Genomic DNA, 19,237 nt, shown 5'->3' on the forward strand with positions numbered 1-19,237 from the left:
CGCCCGCGCCCCGAGGTCACTCCCCCGCCGGCACCACCCGGGGGAACAGGTCCTCGGCCGGAGGCGCCCAGACGGCCGCGTCGGCGTCGACCTGCTCGCCCGAGCGGATGTCCTTGACCTGGTCGGCGGCGCCGTCCTCGCCCGCGGGGAACCACACGTACGGGATGCCGCGCCGGTCGGCGTGCTTGATCTGCTTGCCGAACTTGGCGGCGGTCGGTGCGACCTCGACCGGCACGCCGCGGGCGCGCAGGGCTGTCGCGACGGCGTCCGAGACGGGGCGGGTCTGCTCGTCCGTGACGGCGACCAGCACGGCCGCGGGGACGCCGCGGGTCGCGCGCACCAACCCGCCGGACAGCAGCCGGGACACCAGCCGGGAGACGCCGATCGACAGCCCGACGCCGGGGTAGGTCTGCTTGCCGTCCGAGGCGAGGGTGTCGTAGCGCCCGCCCGAGCAGATGGAGCCGAGCTGCTCGTGGCCCACCAGCACCGTCTCGTAGACCGAGCCGGTGTAGTAGTCCAGGCCACGCGCGATCTTGAGGTCGGCGACGACGACGCCGGGGGCGCGCACCGCGGCGGCCTCGACCAGCTGCCGGAGCTCGTCCAGGCCCTGCTCCATCAGCTCGGACCGCACGCCGTGCGCGGCCGCGAGCTCCCGCACCCGGTCCACCACGCCGGCGTCGCCGCCGCTGATCGCGGCCAGCGCCAGGCAGGCCTGCGCCTGCTCGGGCGTGGCGCCCGCCTCGGCGACGAGCTGGCCGGCGACCTTGTCCGGCCCGATCTTGTCCAGCTTGTCGATGCTGCGCAGCACGCCGTCGACGTCGGTGAGCCCGAGCCCGCGGTAGAAGCCCTCGGCGACGCGCCGGTTGTTCACCAGGATCCGGACCGGCGGCACGCCGATGTCCCGCAGGGCGCCGAGCGCCTCCGCCATGACCAGCGGCAGGTCCACCTCGTAGTGGTACGGCAGGTCGCCGGAACCGACGACGTCGATGTCCGCCTGCACGAACTCGCGGAACCGGCCGTCCTGGGGCCGCTCGCCGCGCCACACCTTCTGGATCTGGTAGCGCTGGAACGGGAACGCGAGGTGGCCCGCGTTCTCCAGCACGTACCGCGCGAACGGGACCGTGAGGTCGAAGTGCAGGCCCAGCTGGCCGGACCGGTCGGCGTCGGAGCCGTCCACCTCCTCCTGCAGCCGGCGCAGGACGTACACCTCCTTGGAGGTCTCCCCCTTGCGCAGCAGCTGGTCGAGCGGCTCGACCGCGCGGGTCTCGATGCCGGCGAAGCCGTGCAGCTCGAAGGTGCGCCGCAGCGTGTCGAGGACGTGCTGCTCGACCACGCGGCCGTCGGGGAGCCACTCGGGGAAACCGGACAGAGGAGTCGGACGTGCCATGCGCGTCATCCTGCCAGGTACGGGTTGGTCCTCAGCTCCACGTCCACGCGGGTGGCGGGGCCGTGGCCGGGCAGGACGTGCGTGCCCGGGGGCAGCACCGCCACGACCTCGCGGAGCGTCGTGGCCATGACGGCGGCGTCACCGCCCGGCAGGTCGGTGCGCCCGACGGTGCCGGCGAACAGCACGTCGCCCGTGAACGCGACCTGGTCCGCGCCCGCGTCCACCAGATACAGCGTCGACCCCTCGGTGTGCCCGGGCGCGTGCCGGGCGACCAGCCGCACGCCGCCGAGCACGAGCTCGGCGTCCGCCGTGCGCGCCCCGTCGTCGCCGGCGCCGAACGGCTCGACGGCGCCCGCCTCGAAGCCCTCGGCGTCGGCGCCCGCGGCGACGAGGGCCGCACGCAGGGCGTCCCGGACGCCGAGCGCGTCGGGTGCCGCGCCCCCTGCGCCTCCTGCACCCAGGGTGCCGAGCGGGTCGGCCAGCCGGTACGCGTCGCGCGCGTGCAGCCGGACCGGGACGCCCGCCTCGGTCGCGAGCCGGCCCGCGTCCCACACGTGGTCGGCGTGCCCGTGGGTCACGACCACCCCGGTGATCCGCAGCCCCTGCTCCGCCACGACGCCCCGCACGGCGTCGGCGACACCCACCCCGGGGTCCACGACGACGCAGGTCCCGTCGTCCGCCGCCACCACGTAGCAGGCGGCGGCGAACACGGGCGAGGTGACTCCGACGATGCGCACCCGGCCACGCTAGCGGTGGCGTCGGCACCGCTCCGCCCGGGCCCGCGACGGCTGCGCGGCAGGTCGGCGCGACGCCCGCGGCGCGGGGGGCGTCCGAGTCCCGCCCCGGCTGCCTAGACTGTCGGGCGGGCGCGGGTGCTCCGTGTCCACCAGGGGGACCCGCCCGCAGGTCGAGATCGAGGAGTGTGCGTGCCGTCCAGCAAGCGCGAGCGCGAGTACGAGCGCCGCCGGTACGAGAAGTGGCAGGAGCGCCAGACCGCCCGGCGGGCCAGGCGGCGTCGCCAGCAGATCGTCGCCGTCGGTGTCGTCGGCGTGCTGGTGCTGGGCGTCGGCGTGACCGCCGGCATCCTGCTGTCGGGATCGGGCGACGGCGGCGCGGACGCCGCGAGCGACCCCGGTGCCACGACCGCGGCGACCACCCCGGCGGAGCGCGTCGGCAACGGCGGCGTCGTCCCCGAGGCCGCGCTCGCCGAGGGCCGCACCTGGACCGGCACGATCACGACCAGCCAGGGCGAGATCGGCGTCGAGCTCGACGGGGCCGCCGCGCCGCAGGCGGTGGCGAACTTCGTCACCCTCGGCCAGGAGGGCTACTTCGACGGCACCGACTGCCACCGGCTGACCACCGAGGGCATCTACGTGCTGCAGTGCGGTGACCCGACGGGCACCGGCACCGGCAGCCCGGGCTACTCGTTCGGCCCGATCGAGAACGCGCCCGCGGACGACGTCTACCCGGCGGGGACCCTCGCCATGGCGCGTCAGGGCGGCAACGGCGAGTCGATGGGGAGCCAGTTCTTCCTCGTCTACGAGGACTCGACCATCCCGGCGGACGACGCCGGCGGCTACACCGTGTTCGGCCGCATCACGTCGGGCCTCGACGTCGTGCAGGCAGTCGCTGACGCGGGCGTGAGCGGAGGTGCCTCCGACGGCACCCCCTCCACCCCCGTCACCATCGAGGGAGTGGAGACCCAGTGACCGAGACGCCCGACGAGCAGCAGCGCTCGCACGACGACGAGGCCGCCGTGGCCACGACGGCGCCGGACCAGCAGGTCGAGGAGACCGCGCCCGAGGAGACCGCGCCCGAGGAGGTCGCGCCCGAGGAGGCCGCCGCCGAGGACGTCGCTCCCGAGGAGACCACGCCCGCGGAGACCGCCCCCGAGGAGACCACTCCCGAGGAGGTCGCCCCCGTGGAGGCCGCCGCCGCCGAGGAGACTGCTGCCGAGGAGACCACGTCCGAGGTGACCGCCTCGGAGGTCGCTCCCGAGGACGCCCCCGCCGGGGGGACCGCTCCCGAGCAGACCACCTCCGAGGTGCCCGCCGCGGAGCCCGCCGCCGAAGAGGTGGCACCGGAGACGGGCGCCGCAGCCGAGGAGAGCACGCCGGCGGAGGCCGCTCCCGAGGCGCCCACCGCCGCGCCCGCGGCCCCGGCCGCCGCCCCCGGCCCGGTCCCCCGCCCGCCGCTGCCGAGCGCCATGCGCCCCCGGCCGCGCCCGGCCCCGGGCCAGTCCCCCGTCGCGGCCGCGACCACCCCGGTGGCGCCCGCCGCCCCGGTGACCGTCCCGGACGACTCGGCGGAGGCGGCCGCGGCGACGGCGTTCGGCCGCGTGGACGAGGACGGCACGGTGTACGTCCGCGAGGCCGCCGGCGAGCGTGCCGTGGGCCAGTTCCCCGGCGCCACCGCGGACGAGGCCCTCGCCCTGTACGTGCGCCGGTTCCTGGACCTCCAGGCCAAGGTCGTGCTGTTCGAGGCGCGCCTCACCGCGACGGACCTCGCGGTCAAGGAGATCGACCAGACGCTCACGCGCCTGACCGAGGAGACCGCCGAGCCCGCCGCCGTCGGTGACCTGGACGGGCTGCGTGCCCGCCTGGACGCGCTGCGCGCGACCGCGGCCGAGCGGCGCGCCGCGGTGGAGGCCGAGCGGGCCGCCGCCCGGCAGGAGGCGCTGGCCGCCCGCACGCAGATCGTCGAGCGCGCGGAGAAGATCGCCGGCACCGACCCGGCCCGGATGCAGTGGCGCCCGGCGGGCGAGCAGCTGCGCAGCCTGCTGGAGGAGTGGAAGGAGGCGCAGCGCTCCGGCCCGCGCGTCGACCGCACCTCGGAGGAGGCGCTCTGGAAGCGGTTCAGCCACGCGCGCACCACGTTCGACCGGGAGCGGCGGCACTACTTCGCCGAGCTCGAGTCCCGCAACGCCGGGGCCAAGGCCACCAAGGAGGAGATCGTCCGCGAGGCCGAGCGCCTGCAGACGAGCACCGACTGGGGCGCGACGGCCGGCCAGTACCGCGACCTCATGGCCCGGTGGAAGGCCGCCGGGCGGGCCAGCCGCGCGGACGACGACGCGCTCTGGGCCCGGTTCCGTGCCGCCCAGGACACGTTCTTCCACGCCCGGGACGAGCTGAACGCCGCGACCGACCGCGAGTACGGCGCCAACCTGGAGGTCAAGGAGGCGCTGCTCGCCGAGGCCGAGGCGATCGACGTGTCGAAGGGCCTCGGGCAGGCCAAGGCCGCGCTCCGGTCGATCCAGGACCGCTGGGAGGCGGCGGGCAAGGTGCCCCGCGGCGACATCCAGCGCGTCGAGGCGCGCCTGCGCGCGGTCGAGAGCACGATCCGGGACGCCGACCAGGCGGAGTGGCGCCGCACCAACCCGGAGACCCGCGCGCGGGCCGAGGGTGCGCTCGCCCAGCTCGAGAACGCCATCGCGCAGCTCGAGGCCGACCTGGCGAAGGCCCAGGCCGGCGGCGACAGCCGCAAGGTCGCCGACGCGCAGGCCGCGCTCGACGCGCGGCGTGCCTGGCTCGAGCAGGTCCAGCGGGCCGCGCAGGACTCGCGCGGCTGACCCGCCGCGCCGGTTGACCGCCGCCCGGCGGCACGCCGGGAGCCGTCCACAGGGATGCCGGTCGCCCCTCGCCCAGTGCGGGGGTCGACCGGCATCCTGCTGCGGTGAGCGTGCCCGACCTGCCCGACCTGCCCCACCTGCCTGATCCGCCACACCCGCCCGAGCGCACGGGCTCCCCCGCGCCCGCCCGTGCCCGGGCGGCCGTCGTCCGCCGCGCGGACCTCGGCGACGTCGCCTGGCAGGTGCTGCTCCGGGACGGTGACCTGGTCCCGCTGCGGGACGACGCCGCGCTGCCCGCCGGCGTCCCGGAGACCGCCGTGCTCCGTGCGGCCGCGCTGGCGCCCCGGGTCCCGGCGCGGTGCGCGGTCGCGCGGGCGGCGGCGGTGTGGGTGCACCTCGGCGGCCCGCCGCCGGACCGGCTGCACGTGGTGGCACCGCGCCGCGTCCGGGCCCCCGACCCGGCGCCCGGACGTGCGGCGTCCGTCGCCGACCTGCCCGACCGCGACGTGACCACCGTGGGCGGGGTCCGGGTCACGACCCCGCGGCGCACGGCCGTGGACCTGCTCAGCCACGACCCGCCCGAGCTGGCGCTGACGCTGGTCGCCCGGCTCGCGGCGGCGGGCCTGGACCTCACCCGGCTGCGCGCGGACGTGGCGGCTGCCGCGGGCCGCCGCGGCATCCGCGCGGCCGCCGCCCTGCTCCCCCGCGCCGCCCCGGCCGCGGCGACAGCGCGCCCAGCACCGCCGGCGCCACCAGCACCACCGGCGCCATCAGCACCACCGCCACCTGCCGTGCCGGACGGTCGTCAGGCGTCGACGACCGGCTGGTCCGCCTTCGCGCCCGTGATCCGGTAGACGTCGAACACGCCCTCGACCTTGCGCACCGCCGACAGCACGGACGTGAGGTGGGACGGCTCCGCCATCTCGAAGACGAACCGGGACATCGCCACCCGGTCGCGCGAGGTCGACACCGACGCGGACAGGATGTTCACGTGGTGGTCGGACAGCACGCGGGTCACGTCCGACAGCAGCCGGCTGCGGTCCAGCGCCTCCACCTGGATCTGCACCAGGAACAGCGCGGTGCTGCTCTGGCTCCAGGCGACGTCGACCATGCGCTCGGGCTGCTCGCGCAGCGAGGAGACGTTGATGCAGTCCGACCGGTGCACGCTGACGCCCTGACCGCGGGTCACGAAGCCGACGATGTCGTCGCCCGGCACCGGGGTGCAGCACTTGGCGAGCTTGACCCAGATGTCGTCGACGCCCTTGACCACGACGCCGGGGTCGCCGGTCCGCACGCGCCGGGCGGTCTGCCCGGGCCGCGCGACCTCGGCCATGTCCTCCTCGGCGCCGGGCTCGCCGCCCATCGCGTGCACGAGGCGCTGCACGACGGTCGCCGCGGACACCTGGCCCTCGCCGATGGCGGCGTACAGGGCCGAGACGTCGGCGTACCGCATCTCGTTGGCGAGCGCGACCAGCGACTCGTGGGACAGCAGGCGCTGGATCGGCAGGTTCTGCTTACGCATCGCCTTGGCGATGGCGTCCTTGCCGTGCTCGATCGCCTCCTCGCGCCGCTCCTTGGTGAACCACTGGCGGATCTTGTTGCGCGCGCGGGGGCTGGTGACGAACCCGAGCCAGTCGCGCGACGGGCCCGCGGTCTCGGACTTCGAGGTGAACACCTCGACGACGTCGCCGTTCTCCAGGGTCGAGTCGAGCGGCACGAGCCGGCCGTTGACCCGGGCGCCCATCGTGCGGTGGCCGACCTCGGTGTGCACGGCGTAGGCGAAGTCCACCGGGGTGGCGCCGGCGGGCAGCGCCATGACGTCGCCCTTGGGCGTGAAGACGTAGACCTCGCCGTCGGCGATCTCGAACCGCAGGGAGTCGAGGAACTCCGAGGGGTCGGCGGTCTCCTTCTGCCAGTCGACCAGCTGGCGCAGCCACGCCATGTCGTTGCCGTCGGTGTCGGCACCGGCGCCCTTGGCGTTCTCCTTGTACTTCCAGTGCGCGGCGACGCCGTACTCGGCGCGGCGGTGCATGTCGTGCGTGCGGATCTGGATCTCGACGGGCTTGCCGCCGGGGCCGATCACCGTCGTGTGCAGCGACTGGTAGAGGTTGAACTTGGGCATCGCGATGTAGTCCTTGAACCGGCCGGGGACCGGGTTCCACCGCGCGTGCAGGGCGCCGAGCGCCGCGTAGCAGTCGCGCACCGTGTCGACCAGGACACGCACGCCCACCAGGTCGTAGATGTCGGCGAAGTCGCGGCCGCGGACGATCATCTTCTGGTAGATCGAGTAGTAGTGCTTGGGCCGGCCGGTGACGGTCGCCTTGATCTTGGACGTGCGCAGGTCGGCGCCGACCTGGTCGCGCACGACGGCGAGGTACTCCTCGCGGGCCGGGGCGCGCTCGGCGACCAGGTGCACGATCTCGTCGTAGACCTTCGGGTACAGCGTCGAGAACGACAGGTCCTCGAGCTCCCACTTGATGGTGTTCATGCCCAGCCGGTGCGCGAGCGGGGCGTAGATCTCCAGCGTCTCGCGCGCCTTCTTCTCCGCCGAGGCGGCGGGGACGAACTTCCAGGTGCGCGCGTTGTGCAGCCGGTCCGCCAGCTTGATGACCAGCACGCGGATGTCACGGGACATCGCGACGACCATCTTGCGCACGGTCTCGGCCTGCGCGGCGTCGCCGTAGGTCACCTTGTCGAGCTTGGTGACGCCGTCGACGAGCATGGCGATCTCGGGTCCGTACTCCGCCCGCAGCTGCTCCAGGGAGTACGAGGTGTCCTCGACCGTGTCGTGCAGCAGCGCGGCGGCGAGCGTCGGCGGGGTCATGCCGAGCTCCGCCAGGATCGTCGCCACGGCGACGGGGTGCGTGATGTACGGGTCACCGCTCTTGCGGAGCTGCCCCCGGTGCGCGCGCTCCGCCGTGACGTACGCGCGCTCCAGCAGGCTGAGGTCGGCCCGCGGGTGGTTGGTCCGGACGGCCTGCAGCAGCGGCTCGATGACCGGCGACTGCTGCGGCCGGCTCCCCTGCCCGAACCGGGCCAGGCGCGAGCGCACCCGGCTGGTGCTGCCGGTGGTCGCGGCGGCCTCGGGCGTGTCGGGAGACGTCCGTACCTGGTCCGCCATGCGAGCCTCCCGTCGTGCCGGAACCGCCCGGCTGTCCGATGCGTCGTGATCCGGGCCGGCCGGTCGCGACGCCGATCCGGACGATTCTACGGCTTCCGGGCCGCGGGACCTCCTCAGCCGACGGCGAGCAGCGCGTCGACGTGGTGCCCCTCGAGCCGGGACCGGCCCGGGAGGAACGTCAGGTCCATCAGGAACGACAGGCCGACCACCTCCGCGCCGCACTCCTCGAGCAGCTCGATCGTCGCCTTCGCGGTGCCGCCGGTGGCGAGCACGTCGTCGACCACGAGCACGCGGGAGCCGGCCGGGACGGTGAACGGGTGCAGCTCGACCGACGCCGCGCCGTACTCGAGCTCGTAGTCCCGGCGGGCGGTCGGCCCGGGCAGCTTGCCTGCCTTGCGCACCGGCAGGAAGCCGGCGCCCAGGGCCAGGGCGACCGGTGCGGCGAGGATGAACCCGCGCGCCTCCATGCCGGCGACCAGGTCGACGGGGCCCGGGACGCGGGCGGCCATCTCCTGCACCACCGCGTGGAAGGCCGGTCCGTCCGCGAGCAGCGGCGTGATGTCCTTGAACACCACGCCCGCCGTCGGGTAGTCGGGCACGTCGCGGACGAGCTCGTCGATCCGGGCCACGAGGGCCTCGCCGGTGAGCGGGGCGCTCGTCCGGTCCTGCTGCGCGTGGCTCATCGCCGACCCTTCTTCTTCCGCGGCTGCGCCGCGACTCCCTGGTGGCCGCCGGGGCGGACCTGACCGGTGTACCGGCCGACCGCGACCGGGTCGCCGGCCGCGTCGTCCCCGCGGGCCTCGGTGCCGTCGCCGGCGCCCGTCGCGGTGCGGGCCCTCAGGGCCAGCACCTTGGCGGTGTGCTCCCGGATGGGCTGCTCGCGCTCGCGCAGGGCGACCTCGAGGGGCGTGGCGAGGAAGATCGACGAGAACGCGCCGACCAGCATGCCGACGAACAGCGCGAGCGCGATGTCCCGCAGCGTGCCCGCGCCGAGCACGAACGCGCCGATGAACAGGATGGCGGCGACCGGCAGCAGGGCCACCACGGACGTGTTGATCGAGCGGACCAGGGTCTGGTTGACCGCGAGGTTCGCGCGCTCCTCGTAGGTGGAGCGGGTCTGGTCGGTGATGCCGACGGTGTTCTCGCGCACCTTGTCGAACACCACGACCGTGTCGTAGATCGAGTAGCCGAGGATCGTCAGGAAGCCGATCACCGTCGCCGGCGTGACCTCCCAGCCGATCGCGGCGTAGACGCCCGCCGTGATGACGATGTCGTGCACCAGCGCGACGATCGCCGCGAGGGCCATCCGCCAGTTCCGGAAGTAGATCGTCATGACGATGCTGACCAGCACCAGGAACACGACGAGGCTGGTCGCGGCCTTCTGGGACACGTCCTTGCCCCAGGTCGGGCCGATGAACGAGCTCGCGACGTCGTCCTCGGAGACGCCGTACGCCTCCTCGAGCGACGCGCGGACCTGGCTCACCTGGTCGTTGGTCAGCTCGGCGGTCTGGATCCGCAGCGAGGAGGAGCCGACGTTCGTGACGCGCGGCACCTCCTCGGGGGCGATGTCCGTGACCGCGTCGATGGCGGGCTGCTGGTCCGTGGTCGACACGTTCGACACGGTGAACTGCGAGCCGCCGCGGAACTCGATGCCCGCGTGCAGACCCGGCGTGAACAGCAGGGCCGCGGAGATCAGGACCAGGACGCCGGAGATGGAGAACCAGAGCCTGCGGCGGCCGACGATGTCGTACGACCGGCGGCCCGTGTAGAGGTCGTTGCCCCACTGGGCGAAGTTGACGGCCATCAGGACTCGTTCCCCTCGGTGCGTCGTGCGGTGTCCTCCGGGGTCGCGGGACCGTCGTCGGCCGGCGCGCCGTCGGCGGGCGCGGCGTCCGCCGGGACGGTGCCGGCCTGCGCGGCGCGGGCAGCGGCCCGGCGCTCGGCGATGGTGCCGCCGGCCCCGGCCGGGGCGGCCACGAGCGTCGACGTCGGGACGTCGAGCCCGCGCGGGGCGTCGGCGGGCGCCGGGGCGTCGGCCGACGTGCCGGCGTCGGTGCGCGGCCCGCGCACGACGCGCCCGCGGCCCACGTACCGGGTGGCGTCCGGGGCGCCGAGGCGCCGCGGGTCCAGGCCGGAGAGCGGGTGGCCGGAGCCGAAGAACTTCGTCCGCGCGATCAGCCGCATCACCGGGTGGGTGAAGGTGAACACGACGAGCAGGTCGATCAGCGTGGTCAGGCCGAGCGTGAACGCGAAGCCGCGGACCGAGCCGACGGCCAGGAAGTACAGGACGATCGCGGCGAGGAAGTTCACCGCGTCGGAGGCGAGGATCGTGCGGCGCGCGCGCTCCCAGGCGCGGTCGACGGCGGCGACCAGGGTCCGGCCCTCGCGCAGCTCGTCGCGGATGCGCTCGAAGTACACGATGAACGAGTCCGCGGTGATGCCGATGGCCACGATCAGGCCGGCGACGCCGGGCAGGGACAGCCGGTAGCCCTGGGTCCAGGACAGCAGCGTGACCACGCCGTACGTCAGCACGCCCGCGATCACGAGGGACGCCACGGTCACGAGGCCGAGCGCGCGGTACTGGAACAGCGAGTACACGACGACCAGCAGCAGCCCGATCAGGCCCGCGATCAGGCCCTTCTCCAGCTGCTCGGAGCCGAGCGTCGCGGAGATCTGCTCCTCGCTCTGCACCTCGAAGCTGAGCGGCAGGGAGCCGAACTTCAGCTGGTTGGCGAGCGTGGTCGCGGTCTCGCGGGTGAACGAGCCGGAGATCTCCGGCTTGCCGTCCGAGATGATCACGCCGGGGTCGAGCGACGGCGCGGAGATCACCAGGCCGTCCAGGACGATCGCGAACTGGTTCTGCGGCGCCTGCTGGCCCTGCAGCCGCTCGGTCACCTCGGCGAAGGTGCGGGTGCCCTCGCGGTCGAACTCGATGTTGACGGCCCACGTGTTCGTCACGGCGCCGGACTGGCTGACCTGCAGGCCCGAGCTCGCGTTCGCGATGCGGGACCCCTCGACCTCGACCGGGCCGAGCACGTACTTGATCGTGCCGGTGGGGTCGCAGGTGACCAGGGCCTCGTCCGCGGGGGCGGACTGGCCACCGGTCAGGTTGGCCTGGTCCGTGCAGTCGAGGGCGTCGTACCGGGCCTGCACGGCCGGGGTGATGTAGTACTCGGCGTCGCTGGCCGAGTCCGGCGCGGCCTTGGTCGGCTCGTCCGAGGGCTCCTCGGCGGCCGCCGTCGCACCGTCCGTCGGCGTCGGCGTCGCGGCCGGCGTGGGCTCGGGCGCGCCGTACGTCAGGACCGGGCGGAACTCCATCTGCGCGGACGTCCGGACCAGGTCCAGCGTCTCCTCGCTCGGGCGGCCCGGCAGGGCCACGACGATGTTGGACCCGCCCTGGCTGGTGATCTCGGCCTCGGCGACGCCGGAGGAGTCGACGCGCTGCCGGATGACCTCGATCGCCTGGGCGATGGTCTCCGACGAGACGCTGGACTCGTCCTCGGCGACCGGCGCGAGGATCAGCTGCGTGCCGCCCTCCAGGTCGAGCGCGAGCTTCGGGGTCCACGACGCGTCGGACCACCGCGTCCCGGCGAAGATCGCCCCGAAGACGGCGACCGTCAGGACGGCGAGCGTGAGGAGCGTGCGCGCCGGGTGGCGGCGACGGGTGGGTGGGGCCAACGGATCGTCTTCTCTCGTGCGCGCACCGCCCGCTGGGTCCAGCGGGCGGTGCGGATGGGGTACGACTACTGCTGCGGCTTCTTGGGGCCGTCGGGGCCCTCGTCGTCACGCGGGGGCTGCAGCGACGACAGGTCGTCCGGCACGTCGATGCGGCCCGGCGGGACTGCACCCGGCTCGTCGCGCCACTCCGCGTCGTCGGCCAGCGCGTCGTCGTCCTCGACGACCTCCTCGACCGGCGGGTCGACGAGGCGCGCGATGGCGGCCTTGATCCAGACGCTCTGCGTCCCCGGGGTCGACTCGAGGGTGACCTCGTCGCCGTCCACCTCGACCACGGTCCCGTACATGCCGGACCCGGTCATGACCCGCTGGCCCGGCTGCAGGTTGTCCCGGAAGCTGAGCTGCTCCCGCTGCGCCTTCCGCTGCCGGCTGGACAGCAGGAACATCGCCCCGATGCCGATGACGAGGATGATGAGGAAGGTGGGGTCCAAGACGAGCTCCTGATCGCGTATGACGTCGGCCGCAGTCTAGGCGCCACGGCTCCGGGCTCCTAACGACCGCGCACGCGCGTCGGTTCCCATCCTCCCGCGGCGGCCCGGGCGCGTCGAGGTCGTGCGGCGAGCGTGCTCAGCCGAACAGCGTGCCCGTGGGCACCGGCGCGGTGAGCCCGAGGTGCGCCCACGCCTCGGCGGTGGCGACCCGCCCGCGCGCGGTGCGGCCGATCAGCCCCTCGCGCACCAGGAACGGCTCCGCGACCGTCTCGACGGTCTCCGGCTCCTCGCCGACCGCCACGGCCAGCGTGGTCAGCCCGACCGGTCCCCCGCCGAACCGCGTGCACAGCGCCGTGAGCACGGCGCGGTCCAGCCGGTCCAGGCCGAGGCGGTCGACCTCGTACACCTCGAGCGCCGCCCGGGCCGCGTCGAGCGACAGCGTGCCGTCGCCGCGCACCTGCGCCCAGTCCCGCACCCGGCGCAGCAGCCGGTTGGCGATGCGCGGGGTGCCGCGGGACCGGGACGCGATCTCCGCGGCGGCCTCGTGCGCGAGCGGCACGTCGAGCAGCCCGGCGGAGCGCAGCAGCACCCGCTCGAGCTCGTCGTCGGCGTAGAAGTCGAGGTGCCCGGTGAACCCGAACCGGTCCCGGAGCGGCGCCGGCAGCAGCCCGGCACGGGTCGTGGCGCCGACCACCGTGAACGGCGGCAGGGCCAGCGGGATCGCGCTGGCGCCCGCGCCCTTGCCCACCACCACGTCGACGCGGAAGTCCTCCATCGCGACGTACAGCAGCTCCTCGGCGGGCCGCGCGAGGCGGTGGATCTCGTCGATGAACAGGACCTCGTTCTCCTCCAGGGAGGAGAGGATCGCGGCCAGGTCGCCCGCGTGCTGGATCGCCGGCCCGCTGGTGACGCGCAGGGAGGTGCCGAGCTCGGCGGCGATGATCATGGCCAGCGTCGTCTTGCCGAGCCCGGGCGGGCCGGACAGCAGCACGTGGTCCGGGGCGCGGCCGCGGCCCAGCGCGGCCTGCAGCACCAGGGACAGCTGCTCGCGCACCACCTTCTGGCCGACGAACTCGTCCAGGTGCCGGGGGCGCAGCGCGGCCTCGGCCGCGCGCTCCAGCTCGTCCGCGCCGGGCCGGACCAGCGAGCCCTCGCCGTCCTCCGGGACGTCGTCAGCCACGGCCGCCGCCCAGCGTCCGCAGGGCCGCGCGCAGCACGCCCGCGACCTCCGCCTCCCCGACCGGCTCCTCGCTGCCGTCCAGCACGGACGTGACCGCGTCCTGCGCCGCCTTGGCGTTCCAGCCGAGGCCGACCAGCGCCTCGACCACCTGGTCACGGCGGTCCGCGGGGCTCGCCGCGACCGGGGCACCGCCGCCGGCGACCAGTTCGCGCGGCACGCCGAGCCGGTCCGCCAGCTCCAGGACGATCCGCTGCGCGCCCTTGTGGCCGATCCCGGGCACCCGCTTCAGCGCGGCCAGGTCCTCGGCGGCCACCGCGCGCCGCAGGCCGTCCGGCGTGTGCACCGCGAGCATCGCCAGCGCGAGCCGGGGCCCGACGCCGCTGACGGTCTGCAGCACCTCGAACACCTCGCGCTCGTCGGCGTCCGCGAACCCGAACAGCGTGAGCGAGTCCTCGCGCACCACCAGCTGGGTGTGCAGCAGCGCCGTCTGCCCGACCCGCAGGCCCGCCAGCGTCGCCGGGGTCGCCTGCACCAGCATGCCGACCCCGCCGACCTCCACCACCGCGGCGTCCAGCCGCACGGCCAGCACCGTCCCGTGCACCGAGGCGATCACACCGGCTCCTTCCCGTCGGACGTCGGCGAGCAGTCTGCCACGGGTGCGAACACCTGTACGAACGACACGCCCCGCACCGGTGCGCCGCCGTCAGGCGCGGACGCGGCGGCTGGCCTGCTCGGCCTGGGCCCAGGCGCGCTGAGCGGCCGTCATCGAACCCGGCGCGCGCTGCGGGGCGCCGACCGCCCCGGCCGGGCGCCACAGGTGGCAGATCGCCAGGGCGAGCGCGTCCGCGGCGTCGGCCGGCTTCGGCAGCGCGTCCAGCTGCAGCAGCCGCGCGACCATCGTCTGCACCTGCAGCTTCTCGGCCCGGCCGCTGCCCGTGACGGCGGCCTTGACCTCGGACGGCGTGTGCATCGCGACCGGGATCTTGCGCCGGGCCGCCGCGAGCATCGCGATGCCGGCCACCTGCGCGGTGCCCATCACCGTGCTCACGTTGTGCTGGGCGAACACCCGCTCCACGGCGAGCGCGTCGGGTGCGTGCTCCTCGAGCCAGTCGTCGATGTGCGCGGCGATGGTGAGCAGCCGCTGGTCGATGTCCGCCGACGGCGCCGACTCGGCCACGCCGACGGCCACCATCCGGACCCGGCGGCCCGGCAGGCCGTCGACCACGCCGAGCCCGCACCGCGTCAGGCCGGGGTCCACACCGAGTACGCGCACGGCCCCATCCTCCCAGCCCGGACCCCCGGACCGGCCCGGACGCGCCGACGCCCCGCGCGGCGGAGGGCCGGGCGGGGCGTCGGGCGGGGCTGCGGGCGGGCTCAGTCGTCCTCGAGCTCCGCCATGACCTCGTCGGAGGCGTCGAAGTTCGCGTAGACGTTCTGCACGTCGTCCGAGTCCTCGAGCGCGTCGATCAGCCGGAAGATCTTGCGGGCGCCCTCGGCGTCGACCTCGATCTGCGTGGCCGGGTGGAACACGACGTCCGCGGAGTCGTACTCGATGCCGGCGTCCTGCAGCGCGGTGCGGACGGCCACCAGGTCGGTCGCCTCGGACAGCACCTCGTAGGCCTCGCCCGCGTCGTTGACCTCCTCGGCGCCCGCCTCGAGCACCGACATCATCACGTCGTCCTCGGTGGTCCCGTCCTTGGGCACCATGACGACGCCCTTGCGGGAGAACAGGTAGGCCACCGAGCCGGGGTCGGCCAGCTGGCCGCCGCTGCGCGTGAAGGCGACGCGGACGTCGGCCGCGGCGCGGTTGCGGTTGTCGGTGAGGCACTCCACCAGGAACGCGACGCCGCCGGGGCCGTAGCCCTCGTAGAGGATCGTCTGGTAGTCCGCGCCACCGGCCTCGGCGCCGGAGCCGCGCTTGACCGCGCGCTCGATGTTGTCGTTGGGGACCGACGTCTTCTTCGCCTTCTGGATGGCGTCGAACAGCGTCGGGTTGCCCGCGGGGTCACCGCCGCCCGTGCGGGCGGCCACCTCGATGTTCTTGATGAGCTTCGCGAAGAGCTTGCCCCGCTTCGCGTCGATCGCGGCCTTCTTGTGCTTCGTGGTGGCCCACTTGGAGTGACCCGACATCGCTTCGTACCCTCTCGTTCTAGCGCCTCGACCTGCTGCCCGGCGGACCGGCGGGACGGCACCGCCCGGCCTCGGGCGGCGCCCCCGCGCTCACAGGGCGTCGCGGACGATCTCGACGAACAGCCGGTGGACCCGCGTGTCCCCCGTCACCTCCGGGTGGAAGGACGTGGCGAGCAGCGAGCCCTGGCGTACCGCGACGATCCTACCGGCGGCGGGGCCGGACTCGACGCGGGCCAGCGCGGTGGCGGCGGGTCCGACCTCGTCGACCCACGGCGCACGGATGAACACGGCGTGCACGGGGTCCGCCTCCGTGTCCGGGACACCGTCGATCCGCAGGTCCGACTCGAACGAGTCGACCTGCCGGCCGAACGCGTTCCGGCGCACCGTCACGTCCAGCCCGCCGAGGGTGCGCTGGCCGTCGATGCCGCCGACGATCCGGTCCGCGAGCAGGATCATCCCGGCGCAGGACCCGTAGGCCGGCATGCCGCCCGCGAGCCGCTCGCGCACCGGCCCGTCCAGCTCGAACGCGCGCAGCAGCTTGTCGATGGTCGTGGACTCGCCGCCCGGCAGGACCAGGGCGTCGACGGCGTCGAGCTCGCTGGTGCGGCGAACCGGGACGGCGGTCGCCCCGCTCGCCTCGAGGGCGGCGACGTGCTCGCGCACGTCGCCCTGCAGGGCCAGGACACCGATCGTGGGGGAAGCGCTCACGCCTCTCATCCTACGAATCCGCGGGCACCGCGCCGTCCAGAGCGCGCTCGGCCGCGGCAGCGGCGACGGCCGGCACCTCCACCGTGCCCCAGTCGCCGACGAGGTCGGCGAGCCGGCCGAGGCCCTCGAGCAGGGCGGCGCGGTCGCTGGCCAGCGACACCCGGACCATGCCCTCGCCCGCCGCGCCGAACGCGCTGCCCGGGGACACCGACACGTGCCGCTCGTCCAGCAGCCGCAGCGCGAACGCCTCGGAGTCGGTCGTCGCGGCCGACACGTCGACCATCAGGTAGAACGCACCCGCGGGCGGCACCGACGGCACGCCGCGGGCGTCGAGCAGGGCCACCGCCGCGTCGCGCCGCTCCCGGTAGGAGGCGACCGCCGCGACCACGTCGTCCTGCGGGCCGGTCAGCGCGGCGAGGGCCGCGCGCTGGCTGACCGAGGACGGGCAGGCGACCGTGGCCTCCGCGACCTGGCCGAGCAGGTCGACGACGCCCGGGTCGCGCGACACGACGTAGCCGAGCCGCCAGCCCGTCATGGCGTACGTCTTGGAGAACGAGAAGAACGTGAGCACCCGGCCGTCGGTGTCGAACGCGGCGGGGCTGACGTGCGGGGCGTCGAACGTGATGGCCTCGTAGCACTCGTCCGAGAGCACCCAGAGGTCCCGCTCGCGCGCCAGCTCGACGATCCCCGCCAGCAGCTCGGCCGGGTACATCGCCCCGGTCGGGTTGTTGGGCGAGCACACCACGATCGCCCTGGTCGCCGGCGTGACCGCCGCGGCGATGTCCGCCAGTGTCGGAACGAAGCCGTTCGCCGCGTGCGCCGGGTAGGTCGCGACGTCGACCCCGGTGGCCACCGCGGCCATCCGCCAGTTGGGGAACTCGGGGTCGGGCAGCAGGATCTCGTCGCCCGGTCCGGCCAGCGCGTTGATCGCCATGGCGAGGCCGTGCATGGCGCCGTGGGTGACGACGACGTCGGACGCGGTGACGTCGAGCCCGTTGACCCGGCGGACCTTCTCCGCCAGCGCGGCGCGCAGCTCGGGCGTCCCGGTGCTCGACGTGTACGCGGTGTGACCCGCGGCGGCGTCCCGGCCGGCCGCCTCGACCACGTGCGCCGGGGTCGGGACGTCGGGCTCGCCGATCTCCAGCCGGATCGCCTCGGGGTCGCGCATGGCGAGCTCCATGAGGGTGCGGATGCCGCTGCGGTGGATGCGGGTGGCGGGCGACGTGGAGAGGGGCACCGGCGCACGGTACCGGAGAACCGGGCGCGGACGTTACTCCCCGGTACGTAAAACGGTTCGCCAGCGCTTTCCCGCACCACCAGCGGGTGGATCGGCCGGCGAGGCGAGAATCCGCCGGCGACGCGGGCCGGGACCGGGGTCTGGGGTCAGCGGTCGTGCTGGGGGCCGAGGTGCCGGGTGACGCCGTCCCAGCCGCGCAGCAGGGGGCGCACCAGGTCGGGCAGGCCCTCGGGGAACACCTCGCGGTCCTCGGCGGCCAGGTCGTCCAGGTGCCACCAGCGCAGCTCGTCCAGCAGGTCCAGCTCGACCTCGGTCCAGCCGTCCCGGCCGATCGCGTCGGTGTCGAGCGCCGCGTCGACCCGGGCCAGGTAGAACTCCTCGTCCTGCCGGCAGCGCTCCGCGAAGAAGTCGAAGATCCCGGTGCGGGTCAGCACCGGCCCGACGAGCGCCCCGGGGTCGAGCACCAGCCCCGTCTCCTCGCGCACCTCGCGCACCGCGGCGTCCAGCGACGACTCCCCCGGGTCGATCCCGCCGCCGACCGTGAACCACCACGAGCGCTCGGGCTGGTCGGCGTCGTGGCCGCGGACCAGCAGCAGCCGGTCGTCGGCGTCGAGCAGCAGCACCCGCGCGGCGCGGCGGAACCGCAGCCCGTCGGCACCCAGCACCCAGTCCGGGCCGAGCGCGGTCGCTGTGCCGGTGCTCGGGGGCGCGGACGGCGACGGCCCGCCGTCCCCCGGGAGGGACGACGGGCCGTCGGTCGGCACGGACCGGGTCACCAGCCGCGCTCGGCGAGCCGGTGCGGCACCGGCACGTCGTCGACGTTGATGCCGACCATGGCCTCGCCGAGGCCGCGGGACACCTTGGCGATGACGTCCGGGTCGTCGTAGAACGTGGTCGCCTTGACGATGGCGGCGGCGCGCTCGGCCGGGTTGCCGGACTTGAAGATGCCCGAGCCGACGAACACGCCCTCGGCGCCGAGCTGGCGCATCATCGCCGCGTCGGCCGGGGTCGCGATGCCGCCGGCGGTGAACAGCACGACCGGCAGCTTGCCGGCGCGGGCGACCTCGACCACCAGGTCGTAGGGCGCCTGCAGCTCCTTGGCGGCGAGGAACAGCTCGTCCTCGGGCAGCGAGGACAGCCGGCGGATCTCGTCGCGGATGGTGCGCATGTGCGTGGTGGCGTTGGAGACGTCGCCGGTGCCGGCCTCGCCCTTGGACCGGATCATCGCCGCGCCCTCGGTGATGCGGCGCAGCGCCTCGCCCAGGTTGGTCGCGCCGCAGACGAACGGCACCGTGAACTGCCACTTGTCGATGTGGTGCGCGTAGTCGGCCGGGGTGAGCACCTCGGACTCGTCGACGTAGTCCACGCCGAGGCTCTGCAGCACCTGCGCCTCGACGAAGTGGCCGATGCGCGCCTTGGCCATCACCGGGATGGACACGGTGCTGATGATGCCGTCGATCAGGTCGGGGTCGCTCATCCGCGCGACGCCGCCCTGGGCCCGGATGTCGGCGGGCACCCGCTCGAGCGCCATGACGGCGACCGCGCCGGCGTCCTCGGCGATCTTGGCCTGCTCGGCGGTGACGACGTCCATGATCACGCCGCCCTTGAGCATCTCCGCCATGCCGCGCTTGACGCGCGCGGTGCCCACCGCGGGGGCGTCGGCGGCGGTGACGGGCTGGCTGGTCTCGCTGGTCACTGAGGGCCTCACATCTCGGGGGGAGGGGGGTGGCAGGGTTCCGC

Annotated in this window: 18 protein-coding genes; 3 read left to right on the plus strand and 15 right to left on the minus strand. The window is 74.7% G+C overall.

The features are described from left to right. Nucleotides 1–16: 16 nt before the first annotated feature. Entirely contained in the window at nucleotides 17–1,387 is a 1,371-nt protein-coding gene (hisS, locus tag AC1050_RS02745; RefSeq protein ID WP_482385849.1) for a histidine--tRNA ligase, read from the minus strand. A gap of 5 nt (nucleotides 1,388–1,392) precedes the next feature. Further along, complete coding sequence (locus AC1050_RS02750) at nucleotides 1,393–2,124, minus strand: MBL fold metallo-hydrolase (protein WP_482385850.1); 732 nt, start codon at nucleotides 2,122–2,124, stop codon at nucleotides 1,393–1,395. Between the two features lie 189 nt (nucleotides 2,125–2,313). On the opposite strand from AC1050_RS02750, the gene AC1050_RS02755 reads away from it, so the two are divergent. The 3 genes from AC1050_RS02755 (at nucleotide 2,314) to AC1050_RS02765 (ending at nucleotide 5,809) form a co-directional block, all read left to right on the plus strand. After that, nucleotides 2,314–3,096: a peptidylprolyl isomerase gene (locus AC1050_RS02755; protein WP_482385851.1), complete on the plus strand. Its 783-nt coding sequence runs from the start codon at nucleotides 2,314–2,316 to the stop codon at nucleotides 3,094–3,096. Continuing rightward, the gene (locus AC1050_RS02760) at nucleotides 3,093–4,955 is read left to right on the plus strand and encodes a DUF349 domain-containing protein (RefSeq protein WP_482385852.1); all 1,863 of its coding nucleotides are present in this window, start codon (nucleotides 3,093–3,095) and stop codon (nucleotides 4,953–4,955) included. The genes AC1050_RS02755 and AC1050_RS02760 overlap by 4 nt, the downstream gene beginning before the upstream one ends. Nucleotides 4,956–5,059: 104 nt before the next feature. Then, on the plus strand, nucleotides 5,060–5,809 hold the full coding sequence (locus AC1050_RS02765) for a hypothetical protein (RefSeq protein ID WP_482385853.1): 750 nt from the start codon (nucleotides 5,060–5,062) through the stop codon (nucleotides 5,807–5,809). On the opposite strand, the gene AC1050_RS02770 is transcribed toward AC1050_RS02765, so the two are convergent. The 13 genes from AC1050_RS02770 to pdxS all read right to left on the minus strand — a co-directional run bounded on the left by AC1050_RS02770 (nucleotide 5,761) and on the right by pdxS (nucleotide 19,193). Then, nucleotides 5,761–8,076 carry a RelA/SpoT family protein gene (locus AC1050_RS02770; protein ID WP_482385854.1) on the minus strand — a complete coding sequence of 772 codons (2,316 nt, stop codon included), beginning with the start codon at nucleotides 8,074–8,076 and terminating at the stop codon, nucleotides 5,761–5,763. The two genes, AC1050_RS02765 and AC1050_RS02770, sit on opposite strands and share 49 nt — an antisense overlap. 113 nt (nucleotides 8,077–8,189) lie before the next feature. Next, on the minus strand, nucleotides 8,190–8,759 hold the full coding sequence (locus AC1050_RS02775) for an adenine phosphoribosyltransferase (protein ID WP_482385855.1): 570 nt from the start codon (nucleotides 8,757–8,759) through the stop codon (nucleotides 8,190–8,192). Continuing rightward, a complete protein-coding gene (gene secF / locus AC1050_RS02780; RefSeq protein WP_482385856.1) occupies nucleotides 8,756–9,880 on the minus strand; it encodes a protein translocase subunit SecF in 1,125 nt (374 codons plus the stop codon). Before secF ends, AC1050_RS02775 begins: the two co-directional genes overlap by 4 nt. After that, complete coding sequence (gene secD, locus AC1050_RS02785; protein ID WP_482385857.1) at nucleotides 9,880–11,754, minus strand: protein translocase subunit SecD; 1,875 nt, start codon at nucleotides 11,752–11,754, stop codon at nucleotides 9,880–9,882. Before secD ends, secF begins: the two co-directional genes overlap by 1 nt. Nucleotides 11,755–11,819: 65 nt before the next feature. Then, complete coding sequence (gene yajC / locus AC1050_RS02790) at nucleotides 11,820–12,242, minus strand: preprotein translocase subunit YajC (protein ID WP_482385858.1); 423 nt, start codon at nucleotides 12,240–12,242, stop codon at nucleotides 11,820–11,822. A gap of 136 nt (nucleotides 12,243–12,378) precedes the next feature. Further along, the gene (gene ruvB, locus AC1050_RS02795; RefSeq protein WP_482385859.1) at nucleotides 12,379–13,422 is read right to left on the minus strand and encodes a Holliday junction branch migration DNA helicase RuvB; all 1,044 of its coding nucleotides are present in this window, start codon (nucleotides 13,420–13,422) and stop codon (nucleotides 12,379–12,381) included. After that, on the minus strand, nucleotides 13,415–14,035 hold the full coding sequence (gene ruvA / locus AC1050_RS02800) for a Holliday junction branch migration protein RuvA (RefSeq protein ID WP_482385860.1): 621 nt from the start codon (nucleotides 14,033–14,035) through the stop codon (nucleotides 13,415–13,417). Before ruvA ends, ruvB begins: the two co-directional genes overlap by 8 nt. Before the next feature lie 90 nt (nucleotides 14,036–14,125). Next, nucleotides 14,126–14,695 carry a crossover junction endodeoxyribonuclease RuvC gene (gene ruvC, locus AC1050_RS02805; RefSeq protein ID WP_482385861.1) on the minus strand — a complete coding sequence of 190 codons (570 nt, stop codon included), beginning with the start codon at nucleotides 14,693–14,695 and terminating at the stop codon, nucleotides 14,126–14,128. A gap of 101 nt (nucleotides 14,696–14,796) precedes the next feature. Continuing rightward, complete coding sequence (locus tag AC1050_RS02810) at nucleotides 14,797–15,552, minus strand: YebC/PmpR family DNA-binding transcriptional regulator (RefSeq protein ID WP_482385862.1); 756 nt, start codon at nucleotides 15,550–15,552, stop codon at nucleotides 14,797–14,799. Between the two features lie 90 nt (nucleotides 15,553–15,642). Then, nucleotides 15,643–16,260 (minus strand): pyridoxal 5'-phosphate synthase glutaminase subunit PdxT, encoded by a 618-nt coding sequence (gene pdxT, locus AC1050_RS02815; protein ID WP_482385863.1) that lies wholly within the window; start codon nucleotides 16,258–16,260, stop codon nucleotides 15,643–15,645. Nucleotides 16,261–16,270: 10 nt separating this feature from the next. After that, entirely contained in the window at nucleotides 16,271–17,497 is a 1,227-nt protein-coding gene (locus tag AC1050_RS02820) for a pyridoxal phosphate-dependent aminotransferase (RefSeq protein WP_482385864.1), read from the minus strand. Nucleotides 17,498–17,643: 146 nt separating this feature from the next. Then, nucleotides 17,644–18,273 carry an NUDIX hydrolase gene (locus AC1050_RS02825; RefSeq protein ID WP_482385865.1) on the minus strand — a complete coding sequence of 210 codons (630 nt, stop codon included), beginning with the start codon at nucleotides 18,271–18,273 and terminating at the stop codon, nucleotides 17,644–17,646. Beyond that, complete coding sequence (gene pdxS, locus AC1050_RS02830) at nucleotides 18,270–19,193, minus strand: pyridoxal 5'-phosphate synthase lyase subunit PdxS (RefSeq protein WP_482385866.1); 924 nt, start codon at nucleotides 19,191–19,193, stop codon at nucleotides 18,270–18,272. Before pdxS ends, AC1050_RS02825 begins: the two co-directional genes overlap by 4 nt. Nucleotides 19,194–19,237 lie beyond the last annotated feature (44 nt).

It is taken from the genome of Cellulomonas sp. NEAU-ZC6, assembly GCF_056844425.1.